The sequence below is a fragment of the Candidatus Clostridium helianthi genome, assembly GCF_045310795.1.
Taxonomy (GTDB): domain Bacteria; phylum Bacillota; class Clostridia; order Clostridiales; family Clostridiaceae; genus Clostridium; species Clostridium helianthi.
This window is the reverse complement of record NZ_JBJIAB010000017.1, coordinates 94367-108106: the sequence shown is the minus strand read 5'-3', so window position 1 is coordinate 108106 and position 13740 is coordinate 94367. Positions and strand designations below refer to the sequence as shown.

Genomic DNA, 13740 nt, shown 5'->3' with positions numbered 1-13740 from the left:
TGGTTTTTAGCGAAATTATTATATCACAAAGGAATGGCTTATTTATTTTTTACAAATTTTGTTTACTCAACAACCTATTCTTAAGAATATGCTGCAATAATGCCAATCATAGAGGAATGCATAATGAAATCAAAATAAAGCAACGATAATTATCTTAATAACCAGTTTAAGCTCATAAATTTCACTATATATTCATAAAATATAATTAGTAGTATTTTATAAATATAAATAACATAAAATCATGTTATAAATAAATATGGGGGAAATAAAATGAGAAAGTTAATATCTGGTGCGTTAGTAGTAATTTCAGTATTAGTTTTAAGCCCAATCGGAGCCAGTGCTGAATGGAGACAAGATAATAGTGGATGGTGGTACTCAGAAGGAAATTTATATGCTAAGGGATGGAGAGATATTAATGAAAAGACGTATTATTTTGATTCAAATGGATATATGAAAACTGGATGGGTGCAAGATAATTATTATGAGACTTGGCATTATTTTTATCAAGATGGAGCTATGGCACATGGTACTGTAATTGATGGATATGAACTAGATGAAGATGGAACTTGGATTAAACCATCCAAGGAAGCTGAAGAAGCAAGAAATTTAATATTAAAAGAAGATAGTAATTACATTTCAAAAATGAATGATGATTACGGAGCTAAGCTGACCAAAAGATATTTTGAAGGGAATATTAAGAAGTTCATAGCCAGCGATAAATGGAATCTACCAGTAGAGGAAGTATATGTTTTTACCCTTACAAGCTCTCATGATTCAGAATTCTGTGGATACATGGTTGGGAAGACAACTAAAAATGTATATTGCGTACCACATCAAGGCGGACTTTCAATATACCAAATAAAGAATAATGAAATAGTAAAAACTTATAAGTGGCTTGATAGCTATGGATATGATGGTAACTGGCGTAATCTAGACAAAGATAAATAGTTTTAAATAAAGTTGGTTTTTACAGTGAAGAGTTTATATATAAGTTGATATTATAAAAATCCAAGGTTGTATTAACCTTGGATTTTTAAGTATATATATTGCAAAAATAATTCTTCATCATAATTCTAAAAATATTGTAAGAATTTTAGCTGTAATTGTGAATTGTGAAATGTGCATTGTGAATTGCAACATATATATGTACAATTTTATAATTCATGCTTAGAAAATATGCTAAGCATGAATTATAAATGCAATTACAAAATTATTAAATCATAAACAAGTCATTTAATCATTCTATTAATATGTTATTGGTTATTGGATAAAACCTGTAAAACTTCATTTATATCTGGAAGTTGTTCTGATGGGTAAACTTTTATCCATTGTACTTTACCATCTTCATTTATGATTATGTTGGCACGGGCGGATATGCCCTTAGTTTCATCAAATATTCCATAGTCAGAAGCTATTTTACCATGAGGCCAAAAATCTGATGGAAGACTAACCTTTTTAATTTGGAGAACAGTTGCCCATGCTTCTTTGCAAGGCTGAGAATCTACACTAAATCCAAGTGGAACAGTGTTGAGATTTTGAAATTTCTCGAAATTAGTTTCTAATGCTCGCATTTGATCTGTACATACTGGTGTCCAAGCTAGAGGATGCCAGGAAAGAAGTACTTTTTTTCCTTTAAAATCAGATAACTTTATATCCTGTTTTTTATTATCCTTTGCCTTAAAATCTGGTGCATCTGCACCTATTGTAATTGGAGTCATTATAATCTTCCTTTCTATTTAAATTCTCTTAATATAGAATTCCCTAAACGATAGTTTTTATGAAAATTAAGAAGAAAAAGTATAAAAGAGTTATTTTTTCTAAAGATTATTCTAGATAAATAATAAGTGAAGCTTTAGAAAAATCAAAGATCATGAACAAAGTATATAAAAATATACCACTTACAAGTGATAACTAACCACTTACTGCTATCGTGTTTACAACGTAAAAGTCAGCAAATATAATAAAGATGTGGGGAGTGAAAATATGAAAATACGGGTTGAACTTGATAATGAAATTAAAGAAAATGAAGTTATTATTAAATGTAATGAATTAAATGAAGAGGTTAGAAATATTCAAATTGTGCTTGGTGAGCTGCTATCGCAAAAAAAGCATATAACCTTTTACAAAGGAGAAACAGAGTATTATCTTTCACTGGAAGAAATTTTGTTTTTTGAAACTGAAGAAAGCGGTATTTGTGCACACACCATTGATAATATATATAACGTAAAGTATAAGCTATATGAACTCGAGGAATTATTGCCAGGATATTTTATGAGAGTTTCAAAATCAACAATACTAAATACAAATCATATTTACTCCATAACAAAAAGTATATCATCATCAAGCAGAGTTGAATTTCAAAATACTCACAAACAGGTGTATGTCTCAAGATATTATTACAAGCCATTAAAAATTAAATTATTAGAAAAGAGGAAATAATGATGAAAAAAGAAAGAGTCTTCTGGGGAATTTTATTTATACTAGCAGGGATCTTTATGGTTATAAGTAAACTTGGATACTTCCCAGATATAAATGCATTTAGTTTAATATTAACAGTTTTTTTAGTAGTGATCATAGCAAAAAGTATACCTCATCTTAACTTTTCAGGTATTCTATTTCCAATTGCATTTATTTGTATAATCTATGCTAGACAATTAGGAATTACAGCTATTACCCCTTGGACTGTGCTTATGGCAGCACTATTTGGCAGCATCGGCCTTTCCATGATTTTTCATAAAAATGTTAACTGGATTCATCATAATCATGTTCATGAGGATTATAAATTCGAAAAAATTGACATAGAAGATGAAGGCAATATTATATTTAGAAATTCATTTGGAGCTTGTATTAAATATATAAATACAAATGAATTTGAACAAGCTGATCTTAACTGCTCATTTGGAGCTATGAAGGTGTATTTTGATAATGCAGTTATGAGTAGCGAAAATGCTATAGTAAGAGTTAATGCTTCTTTTTCAGGAGTAGAGTTATATATACCAAGAACTTGGAAGGTTGATAATAAGACTAATGTATTTTTGGGTTCTGTTGATGAAAAAAATAGAAACAATGAGAGATCGACAAATACATTAACATTAGTTGGAGATGTTAGTTTTTCAGGAGTAGAAATAATTTATATATAAATAAGAAGATGTTACAGAGAAAGTGCTAAATATCATGAGATATAGCACTTTTTTTGTTTAGGAACTACACATGAAGGCAAAGCATTCACAAAGGATGTAGTTCTTTTTTGTGTCCAAATCTGCTATCAGGATTTTTCAGCTCGTTTTTAAACTAACACAATTAATCAATACCTCAATTGTAAATCGAACTGCAATCCTTCCAATTTTAGATTGAGTTATAATTCTTAAATAAAATAAATATACCAATAGGTTGCGTCTTGGATTACAAAAAGATTGGTGATGAGCCAGTCTTTTTTGTTGCTTTGTTTTTATCAGACATTTATCCTTAAAACGTTGGCGGCAGAATGGAGGATATATGTCTAAATTTTTTACTTATGAACAGAGACTGGATTTACAAAAGTATCTAAAGGAAAGTCTCTCATTTAAAGAAATCGCTCGCCGTATGGCAAAGGATCCAACCACTATTTCCAGAGAAGTTCGCAAATACAGTTATGAAGTAGCAACAGGCTATCCTGGATTTCCATTTAACGCTTGCCGGAATCGATTTAATTGCAGATTTAAAAATATCTGTGGCAAGGACTGTAGCAGGAAATCTTCAATCTATTGTAAACTATGCCCTTCCTGTAACCCGAACTGCCAAAATTACATAGAAGAAATCTGTACCGCAAAATACCATGTTCCTTATGTCTGCAATGGATGCGAAACTCTTAGCAAATGTACTCTCATGAAAAATGTCTATGATGCTGAACGTGCTCATATTAAAGCTCACGAGAAGATTTCTGATTCTAGGAGTGGTCTTTGTGTTTCAGAAGATGAAATCAACAGACTAAATCGCATCATTTCACCACTCGTTAAAAATGGGCAGTCTGTAAATCAAATTTACATAAATCATCAGGATGAACTCATGTGTAGCGAAAAGACCATTTACAACTATATTGATGCCTGTCTTTTTGATGTTAGGAATATCGACCTTCCGCGAAAAGTAAAGTTCCGTGAACGCTATAAAAAGCCAGAGTTCAAGGTGGATAAGGGCTGTCGTATAGACCGCAATTACAAAGATTTTGAAGTCTTTATTAACAAGAATCCAGACATTACAATAGTGCAGATGGATTCTGTCATCGGTATCAAAGGTGGTAAATGCCTTTTGACTATCCACTTTGTAGAATGTAGTCTGATGCTTGCATTTCTTCGTGATGCTAATACTTCAAAATCTGTTACGGATGTGTTTAATCATCTTGATAAGGTACTTGGTAAAGAATTATTTTGGGAGTTATTTCCTGTAATTCTTACAGATAACGGAAGTGAGTTCTCCAATCCAAAAGCGATTGAATATCGGAGCACACATCCCCTTTTGCGTACTCGTGTATTCTACTGTGATGCGAGTAGTCCTTATCAGAAAGGGGCTATCGAAGTAAACCATGAATTGATTCGTCGGATTCTTCCAAAAGGAAGTAGCTTTAATAATCTGACTCAAGATGATATTAATCTAATGATGAATCATATTAATTCTTACAAAAGAAAAAAGCTGAACAACCGTAGCCCATACGAAACATTCAGCTTTTATCACGGAGAAGAGGTTTTGCATAAACTTGAATGCAATCCGGTTGCCGCCGGAGACATCATGCTAAAACCAGCCCTTCTCAAAAAGTAACCTTTAAATAAGCAGTGCCGTCAACATATCATTTCAACAAAAATTCAGGGGTGGATTCTCCGATTACAAAAAAATCGAGAGCGAGTCGACCTCCCTTTGGCATGCTCATTTTTCACAATCATACACCAGAAATGAGATGAAATCAAACTGTATTTGGATTATAAATGTGGCTTTTCATTTACAAAACTGGATTTTGGGTTACAAAAACTGCGTTTCATTTACAAAGATTAAGTTCTCACTTACAAATATAGCTTTTAGTTTTACAAAGTGGCATCTGGTCTTTCGATTAACCCAATTAATCAATATCTTCTTGTCTAAAAATAAATAATATATGAAATATAATAAAAATTTATTGATAAACGATAAAAGGTGTGATATCTTATATATAGAATTTAAAAGTGAGGTGCTTTTTATGAAACGATATTCAACGATTTTTTTAAAGATAGCTGTTATTCTTATTGGAGTTCCAGTTCTTGCTTTATGCATATTTGGAGCAGTTCAGTTAACTAATAATCCAGTGAATACAGACTATACAAATATGATATATCCAATTTTAATAGGGATGTTTGTATCAGTTGTTCCGTTCTTTGTTGCATTGTATCAGGCTTTAAAGCTTTTAGGGTATATTGATAAAAACATAGCGTTTTCTGAGTTATCTGTAAAGGCTTTAAAGAATATAAAATACTGTGCAGTTATAATATCTGCATTATATGTGGTAGTAATTCCATTTGTTTACTTGTTAGCAGAGAAAGACGATGCCCCAGGTCTCATAATAATTGGAATGACACCTATTTTTGCTTCGTTAGTAATTTCAGTTTTTTCAGCTGTTCTTCAAAGACTTCTAAAAGAAGCCATAGACATAAAATCAGAAAATGATTTAACAGTGTAAATCATCAAGTTCGATAGTCTAGATATACACAATGAAGAATACAGGAGGAAATAATATGGCGATTATAATTAATATTGATGTCATGCTTGCTAAAAGAAAAATGAGTGTGACGGAGCTCACTGAGAAAGTTGGAATAACAATGGCTAATCTTTCTATACTCAAAAATGGCAAGGCAAAAGCTATTAGATTTTCAACTTTAGAGGCAATATGCAAAGCCTTAGATTGTCAGCCAGGCGATATATTAGAGTATAGAAGTGATGTGGATACTTAAAAATAAGATAAATATAACTAGTTTTTCATTTTGTAAAAGAAAGATTATTTATAATTTGTAGATTCTTTTTTATCAGAGTTCTATAGAGTATGAGCAAGATTACATATTTTATTCTAATAATAGTTTATGTGCAATATGTTAAATCTGATAATTTTATCCAATAAGCATAATGCTTTGAAATTAATAATTTCAATATAATAATTTAAGGGGAAATACTATGAAGATTAAGTTAATTCAACCTGCAATGCTTCCAAGGCCTATGGATACAAAATTAAAGACAAGAATGTCTCCTTCATTAGCTCTACTCACAATAGCAAATCTTACGCCTAAAGAACATGAGATTATTATTGAAAATGAAAATGTTGATAAGATAGATTTTGATGAGAATGTTGATTTAGTTGCAATAACTGTTACTGTAGATGTTATGAATAGGGCAGTGGAAATATCAAAGGAATTCCAAAAGCGTGGGGTAAAAGTAATTGCAGGAGGTATACATATAACAGCAGATCCAGAAGTAGCTGTAAACAGCTTTGATGCGATAATTATAGGAATGGCTGAGAGGGTTTGGGAGAAGGTTCTTAAGGATGTAGAAAATAATTCAATTAAAAAGATATATTATGATATGAAAAATATTTGCGGAAATGAAATAGTATCACCTGATTATAGCATGATAGATAATAAGAAATATTTATATACTAATATAATTAGTACAAGCAGGGGATGTCCTTTTAAATGTGATTTTTGCTATAATAGCTGCACTAATTCCATTAAAACTTATATTAATAGGCCTATAGAAGATGTAATTAAAGACATTAAAGTACTAAAAACAAAACATATTATGTTTATTGATGATAATTTTATTGGAAATCCTAAATGGACTAAGGAATTATTAAAGGAAATAAAACCTCTAAAGTTAAAATGGAATGCAGCAGTTACGTCTAATATAGTGGACATGCCTGAACTATTAGATGATATGAAAGAATCAGGCTGCCAAAGCCTTTTCATAGGTTTTGAAAGTATAAATGGTAAATCAATAGAGAGCGTACATAAAATTCAAAATAGTGTAAGCAGATATGAGAAGCTTGTTGATGAAATTCATAAAAGAGGGATAATGATAAATGCAAGCTTTGTTTTTGGATTAGATGAAGATGATGCAGAAATATTTAAGAGTACATTAGAGTGGATAGTTAAAAATAAAATAGAGACAGTAACGTCTCATATAATGACTCCTTATCCAGGCACAAAGTTATACGCATCATTATTAAAGGAAAATAGAATAGTAGATCATAATTTATCTAATTATAATACTTCGCATGTTGTATACAAACCAAAGAATATGACAGCAGAAGAATTATATAATGGCTATCTATGGATATATAAAGAAGTGTATACTTTTAAAAACATAATGAAAAGACTGCCTAAATCTAAAAAACAATGGATTCCATTTTTAGCTTTTAATTTGCTTTATAGGAAGTTTGGAAAGCTAACTGAGTTGGTATGTAATATAGTTTCATTTGAAGTTATAGGAAGGTTCTCAAGATGGGTTGCTTATAGAATAAAATAGTTATATTAATTATAACGTACTTAAATGGATAATTAGAGCCTTATTTCAAAATATTTACGTATTCCATCTATTAATGTATACTTGTATTGAGTACATATTAGATAATATTTTGTTATGAGGGAGTGATAATATGAGTAAATATAGAAGTTCGTACTGTAAAATTTTCATCAACACTGATGAAGAAGAAGAAGTTATATTGAGTTTAATTGAAAAAATAACAATGGGTAGCAAAAAAAGATGGACAATCATCTCAGATTTAATGAAAATAGAATTGATAAATAATGAAGATTTTAGTGAAGAAAAAAGCGTTAAAGAAGAAGACGGTTTTCTATACTCAAAATATTATCTTGGTATTGAGCCTGGAGAAGATATAAAGGAAGAACAGTATATTACAGGAGTAATAATCTTGCTGGAAAATCTAAGATCATTAGGATATAAGGTTGTTGCTTCTTGTGATTTTCAAAATGAACTTTCCAAATAAAGATATATGTAAATTAATTTAACTAGTTCTTTTAGTGAAATAGAAAGAGATAGCAGAAATATCAGGTTAATGATAATAGTGCTATCTCTTTATTTATTGAAAATAGGAAATCGTATTTTAATTATTGACACAATTTTTGAAAAACATACATTCTAACGGCCTATTTTATGATGTGATAGCAAGTTTACTTAAAGTCCGAGTTTTTCTGAATGGGAAGACTGTAAATAAAACTAGCTGATTGTAGCATGTCCAATGTTTTTAGGTAAAAATATTACTTCAATTATTGGATATAACATCAATAGACCAAGGAAAACAAAGCCTAATTTATAAGAGATAGTAATTGAAAAGAAAATTTGTAGTAAATTAACAATAACTGTAATAATTGATATCCCCATCCCTTGAGCTAATGTTGAAACGACAGCATTCAAAGTATTTGCACTATTCCTATCTTTAGGGGCTATTTCAGAAAAGCTTAGTCCATTGTAAGCAGTTAAGGCTAATGAACGTCCTACACCTGAAACTAGTGCAAGAAACATTATCCAAGCAGGAAAAGTATTAATTTGAATGAATGCTAAACCAATTGATGTAACAAACACCATTCCAAATGATGATAACAGTGCGCCCTTATAACCTAGTTTACGGATAATTGGGTTAGTAAAAGGTTTGATTCCTATGTTTCCAAGAAAAATAAATAAGACATAACTACCTGCTTTTACTGCTGACCATTGAAAGACTGTTTGTAAAAAAATTGTTAATATATACGGTAATGCTCCAACACATAGCCATAGAACAGATCCACTTGTCTGGAATATTCTAAAAGAAGTTATTTTTAGCGAATCAAGTGAAAATAGTGGATTATCTGATTTTTTTAAGTGCTTGAAAACTATAAATCCAAATATTATTCCTAAAATTACTAATCCTAGCGCGCTAAGCCAATAATCTTTTCCGTGAGTGGCTATTTCTGCTCCAACTAAAATTATGCCAGATGAAAGTGCAATTTCTATAAATCCTATAAGATCAAATGAAGTTTTATTTTTTACTTTATCAGTATCAATTAATTTTGCTCCTATTAATGCTGTAATTAAACCTATTGGTACATTAATTAAAAAAATCCATTGCCAGTTCCAGTAGGTAACAATAAATCCACCAACTAAAGGTGCTATTGCTGGTGCGATGAGTGCTGGCCAAATCAAGTAACTAATCATTTTTAATAGCTGTGAAGCTGGTGTTTTTTCTAACACAATCAGTCTTGCGGTAGGTGTCATCAATGCACCAGAAATACCTTGTATAATTCTCATTATCAAAAGGAAAGAGAAATTAGGCGCTAGTGCACTGCTTAAGGAGCTAATGGTAAAGAGGATGACAGCAATAATCCAAATTTTCTTTTTCCCAAATTGATTAGCCATCCATCCACTTAGGGGAATAAAAATCGCAACTGTGATCAAATACACACTAACGAGTAAAGCAATTGTTGATGACCCCGTATGAAAATATTGGGCCATTTTAGGTAGTGCAGTTGTTACTATTGTTCCATCTAAAATCTCCATAAAGAGACTAGCAGCCATTAATAAAGCTACTTTTATTTCTTTTGTCATTTTTATCACCATTCTTTCTTCAGTTCATCTTTAAACTCTTTAATCCAATCAATTGCAATATTTGCCTGCTGTAGTCGTAATTCAAACCTTTTACTTGCATACCAGTGATCTTTTGAATCTTCCTCAGCTAATTTTTTTAGTGCAAATTGCGTATCTTCAATTATATCTCTTTGTTCTTGATCGAATTGATCCAATAGTTGCATTTGTTCGTCTATTGTAAGGTGCTGCATTACATCAAGTTTTATTAAATAGATATCAGCAGTATGGGCTCCACTTGGAACAGGCATTTTCATTAGCTCAAAAAAACGTTCTTTTCCTTTTTCCGTAATTGTAGCCATTTTCTTATTTTTTCCGTGTGATTCTACGTTAGTTATTTCTAAAAAACCATCATTCTCTAATTTTTCAAGCAATGGATAAATTACTCCATAGCTGACTTTACGATGACGTCCTAAAGAAGCTTGTAAGGCATTACGTAGATCATAACCACTTTGTGGTTCTTCCATTAATTCACCTAAAATAAAAAGTTCATTCATTATTTTTATTTCCTCCAATATATCTTTTAGATATATCCAATATATATCTAAAAGATATATATTGCAAGTTATTTTTATAAAAAAATTTCAAGATTAGAAAGAATTAAGTTCTGGGACTTGTTTAGGAAGAGGCTAATATGATTTAAATAGATGTTGGCCATGTATGCCAAAATCTTTATTTAGCAAGTGAATCAATTAAAGCGGGAGCATGTGCTATAGGTATTTATGATCAAAAGATGATAGATACACTTTTGGGGCTAGATGGAGATGAAGAATTTATTATATATCTTGCAGCGGTTGGAAAAAAGAAAGAATAAAAAGTTAAACCAGTGGGACATAAACATATCTCACTGGTTCTGTTTTAATTAGGTTTTTATATGTTTTCTGTGATTTTACTAATTCCTACTCTTGCGATAAATTCATTAAAAGTCTCATTCTCTAACTTACTTTTTTCAAAGAAAGTTATTATTTTTTCTAGAACTATATGAACCTCAGTAGATTTTACACGGTAGTTTAGATTTTCTGCAAACTGCCCTCCATTGTTTAGTGTACCACCAAGCCATATGGTAAAGGCTTCCTCACAGCTATCTTCAGTTTTTATTAACGCACCTTGAAGGCTGATATCAGCTATATGTTTTTGTCCACAAGAATTAGGACAACCTGTAAAATGGATACGCAACGGTGTATCTAGTTTAATTTTAGAATCAAGATATTTTATAACTTCTTTAGCACGTTTTTTTGTTTCAACAATGGCTAAATTACAGAATTCTTTACCCGTACAAGAAACTGTGTATCCTGTAAAAATACTTGGATTTGGAGAAAGTTGTTTAAATACATCTTTTTTTAATAGAGAAGGTATCTCTTCATCACTTATACCTGTAATAATTAAATTTTGTGATAGTGTAGTTCTAATTTTTCTATCTCCGTATTTTTCTGAAATATGGGCAAGTTCTAAAAGTTGATCACAAGTGATTTCTCCAAGTGGTAAACTAACACCAATATAGCTTTTGCCATCTTCGTTTTGGGAATGTACTCCAAAATAATAAGATGCATTCCATGAAATCAATTTATCATCACCTGAGCTTGGCATATCCCCAGTGAATTCTAATAATTTATTCTTGAATTTTTCTGCTCCCCAGTCAGCTACTAAAAATTTTAAGCGGGCACGAGTACGTTTTTCCCTATATCCATAATCTCTAAAAATAGTACATACACCTTCAGCAACCTTTAGAACGTCTTCTGGTTTAACAAATATATCTAGTTTTTGTGCTAAATGAGGGCTTGCTGAAAGTCCTCCTCCAACCCATACGTGGAAACCAATTACGTCTTGATTATCAAGTTTTTTTGTTGCTGGAGTAAAGGCAAGATCATTAATTTGTGCATGAGCTGCATTATGTATACTAGCTGATATTGATATTTTAAATTTTCTTGGCAGATTAGAAAAATCCTTGTTTAATAAGAAGAAATTATTAACTTGTTCTACAAGTTCAGTTGTATCCATAAGTTCATCTTTATCAATTCCAGCAAGAGGATTTCCAACTATCGTTCTAGGGCAATCTCCGCAAGCCTCAAAAGGACTTAGGCCACAAGCTTCTAATCTTTCATAAATAGAAGGTAAAGCTTCTACCTGAACCCAGTGAAACTGTATAGCTCCTCTTGTAGAGACGTTTGCAATTCCACGTCCATAATCCTTAGCAATCCCTGCTAAAACTTTTGCTTGCTCTGAAGTCATTATTCCAGAATTAATACGAACTCTCATCATAAAGTATCCCTCTCTTGGCTTTTGTTCGTAAACGCCAGCCCATTTAAATCTATTCATATCTTTAGGCGTTATTGAATCATAACCTTCCTTCGAGTATTTGTCAATTATAGTTTCAATTACATCTAAGCCATCCTTTTCAAGTTTTATAATTTCTACGTCATTTAGTCTTTGATTTTTAGCCCAAATAGCTTCGTAAGACATATAGCTCCCTCCTTATCTTATTGCTCATTTTTAATATATCTATATCCTTTGTTTATTCCATCCCCAAAATATAAAAGGTTATCAAATTTTGAAATATTTAATCTGTTTTCATCATCTAAATATTCCTTTGAAATAAGCCTGCCCTTTATAATTCCAAGAATATTAGTAATACCTGCATAGGCATCTTTTTCGATAACATCTGTTAAAGTACATTCTATAGTAATTGGGCATTCTTCAATGATTGGTGCGTTTACAATTTTAGATTTAGAATAAGTTAATTTGGTAGCGTCAAACTTTTGAACTTCATGACCAGATTTAGTTCCGCAAAAGCTAATTTCTTTCCTAAGTGAACTGTCAGGGATATTAATTACAAAATCACGAACTTCTTTAATTTGATTAATTGCATATCCTTTGCTACTAAAGCCAAGAACTACCATATCCTTAAGGCTATAGGAAGATGAAAGCGTAGTTACATTTGGAAGACCATTTTTATCAAAAAAACTTATAAGAATTACAGGAAATCCGTAATACATTTTTTCATAGTTAACATTTATTTTTTCCATTTCTATATTCCTCCTAAAAACTTTGTTTTATATAACTTTATAACATAAATGATAATAGTGCCGTGATATAAATCACTTAACTATCAACTAAAGATGCTGTTTAAGTAATTTATTATACGGCTATATAATATGAAGAATTATATTATTAAAATAGGAAATATTAAATTAATATAATTAAATCACTATTAAAATATTTTCAAATTTTGATTTGAATCACATGTTTATAAATGAAATTCTTATAGAATGAACATATAAATAATAAAGGTATGTAGGAGGAATTTAAAATGAATACTACAAAAATTAAAGAGTTAACAGATGTTTTAGAAAAATTAAACAGACATGGAGTTTCAGATGAACTAAGAAAAGAAGCTTTAGAAATTGTTTCAGATATAAATCCAATTGAGCTATCAATTGCAGAACAAAATCTAATAGAAAAAGGAATGAATCCGCAAGATTTAAGGCATCTTTGCGATATCCACATGGAAGTTTTAAAGGATGAACTTGATAAAATTAAAACAAAAATTAAGTCAGGACATGTTGTTGATACATTTATTAATGAGCATGAGAAAATTCTTGGATTTTTAACAGAACTTGAAGAGATTAATTCGAGAATTCAAAAATCAGATAATTATGATAGCTGCGCAAAAGAATTCGATTCATTGAAAACTGTTATTGATAACATTTTGGATGCAGAAAAGCATCATTTAAGAGAAGAGCAAGTTTTGTTTTCAGAGATGGAAGAGAGAGAGATTACTGGTCCAACTAGAATAATGAGAATGGAACATGATGATTTAAGAGCGAAGAAGAAGTTCTTAAAAGAAATAGCAGAAAATGCTTCTAAATCTGAGTTTAAGGAAGTAAAAGAAAAAGTCGATGATACATCAAAGTATATAGTATTTAACTTAAGAGATCACATATTTAAGGAAAATTATATTTTATACCCTACAGCAATAGAAGCTATAAAAGATAATGAAATATGGGATGATATGAGAAGTAGATGCGATGAAATAGGATATTGTAGTTTTACTCCTAAAGAGTAATATTTTATGTGATATTTCATAATTTAGATTATATTGATAATAAAAAACTA

The 13740-nt window shown here is 30.6% G+C and carries 14 protein-coding genes and 1 pseudogene; 10 read left to right on the top strand and 5 right to left on the bottom strand.

All coding sequences use genetic code 11. The features are described 5' to 3' along the window. Positions 1-270 precede the first annotated feature (270 nt). On the top strand, positions 271-948 hold the full coding sequence (locus ACJDTP_RS14370; RefSeq protein WP_406761606.1) for a cell wall-binding protein: 678 nt from the start codon (positions 271-273) through the stop codon (positions 946-948). A gap of 305 nt (positions 949-1253) precedes the next feature. Here the strand turns inward: ACJDTP_RS14370 and ACJDTP_RS14365 are convergent, their stop codons facing one another. Next, complete coding sequence (locus ACJDTP_RS14365; protein WP_406761605.1) at positions 1254-1718, bottom strand: redoxin domain-containing protein; 465 nt, start codon at positions 1716-1718, stop codon at positions 1254-1256. A gap of 265 nt (positions 1719-1983) precedes the next feature. Between ACJDTP_RS14365 and ACJDTP_RS14360 the strand changes: the two genes are divergently transcribed. The 7 genes from ACJDTP_RS14360 (at position 1984) to ACJDTP_RS14330 (ending at position 7996) form a co-directional block, all read left to right on the top strand. Then, positions 1984-2439 carry a LytTR family DNA-binding domain-containing protein gene (locus tag ACJDTP_RS14360; RefSeq protein WP_077837892.1) on the top strand — a complete coding sequence of 152 codons (456 nt, stop codon included), beginning with the start codon at positions 1984-1986 and terminating at the stop codon, positions 2437-2439. Positions 2440-2441: 2 nt separating this feature from the next. Then, positions 2442-3140, top strand: a complete 699-nt coding sequence (locus tag ACJDTP_RS14355) for a LiaF transmembrane domain-containing protein (RefSeq protein WP_406761604.1) — start codon at positions 2442-2444, stop codon at positions 3138-3140. 355 nt (positions 3141-3495) lie between these two features. Continuing rightward, positions 3496-4791 (top strand): IS30 family transposase, encoded by a 1296-nt coding sequence (locus ACJDTP_RS14350; RefSeq protein WP_406761603.1) that lies wholly within the window; start codon positions 3496-3498, stop codon positions 4789-4791. A gap of 412 nt (positions 4792-5203) precedes the next feature. Beyond that, positions 5204-5680 (top strand): DUF2975 domain-containing protein, encoded by a 477-nt coding sequence (locus tag ACJDTP_RS14345; RefSeq protein ID WP_406761602.1) that lies wholly within the window; start codon positions 5204-5206, stop codon positions 5678-5680. A 55-nt stretch (positions 5681-5735) separates the two neighbouring features. Then, positions 5736-5951 (top strand): helix-turn-helix domain-containing protein, encoded by a 216-nt coding sequence (locus tag ACJDTP_RS14340; RefSeq protein WP_077307491.1) that lies wholly within the window; start codon positions 5736-5738, stop codon positions 5949-5951. A gap of 217 nt (positions 5952-6168) precedes the next feature. Further along, positions 6169-7515 (top strand): B12-binding domain-containing radical SAM protein, encoded by a 1347-nt coding sequence (locus ACJDTP_RS14335; RefSeq protein WP_406761601.1) that lies wholly within the window; start codon positions 6169-6171, stop codon positions 7513-7515. 130 nt (positions 7516-7645) lie between these two features. Beyond that, positions 7646-7996 (top strand): 1,4-dihydroxy-6-naphthoate synthase, encoded by a 351-nt coding sequence (locus ACJDTP_RS14330; protein WP_406761600.1) that lies wholly within the window; start codon positions 7646-7648, stop codon positions 7994-7996. A gap of 230 nt (positions 7997-8226) precedes the next feature. On the opposite strand, the gene ACJDTP_RS14325 is transcribed toward ACJDTP_RS14330, so the two are convergent. Both ACJDTP_RS14325 and ACJDTP_RS14320 read right to left on the bottom strand, forming a co-directional pair. Next, positions 8227-9591, bottom strand: coding sequence for an MFS transporter (locus tag ACJDTP_RS14325; RefSeq protein WP_406761599.1), 1365 nt, complete (start codon positions 9589-9591; stop codon positions 8227-8229). 5 nt (positions 9592-9596) lie between these two features. Beyond that, entirely contained in the window at positions 9597-10124 is a 528-nt protein-coding gene (locus ACJDTP_RS14320) for a PadR family transcriptional regulator (protein ID WP_406761598.1), read from the bottom strand. A 146-nt stretch (positions 10125-10270) separates the two neighbouring features. Between ACJDTP_RS14320 and ACJDTP_RS14315 the strand changes: the two are divergent. Further along, a pseudogene (locus ACJDTP_RS14315) lies at positions 10271-10441 on the top strand (nitroreductase family protein); the annotation flags it as partial. Between the two features lie 56 nt (positions 10442-10497). Here the strand turns inward: ACJDTP_RS14315 and ACJDTP_RS14310 are convergent. Further along, on the bottom strand, positions 10498-12087 hold the full coding sequence (locus ACJDTP_RS14310) for a nitrite/sulfite reductase (RefSeq protein WP_406761597.1): 1590 nt from the start codon (positions 12085-12087) through the stop codon (positions 10498-10500). A 17-nt stretch (positions 12088-12104) separates the two neighbouring features. Beyond that, the gene (locus tag ACJDTP_RS14305; RefSeq protein ID WP_023975469.1) at positions 12105-12650 is read right to left on the bottom strand and encodes a flavin reductase family protein; all 546 of its coding nucleotides are present in this window, start codon (positions 12648-12650) and stop codon (positions 12105-12107) included. Positions 12651-12934: 284 nt separating this feature from the next. Between ACJDTP_RS14305 and ACJDTP_RS14300 the strand changes: the two genes are divergently transcribed. Beyond that, the gene (locus tag ACJDTP_RS14300; RefSeq protein WP_406761596.1) at positions 12935-13690 is read left to right on the top strand and encodes a DUF438 domain-containing protein; all 756 of its coding nucleotides are present in this window, start codon (positions 12935-12937) and stop codon (positions 13688-13690) included. Positions 13691-13740 lie beyond the last annotated feature (50 nt).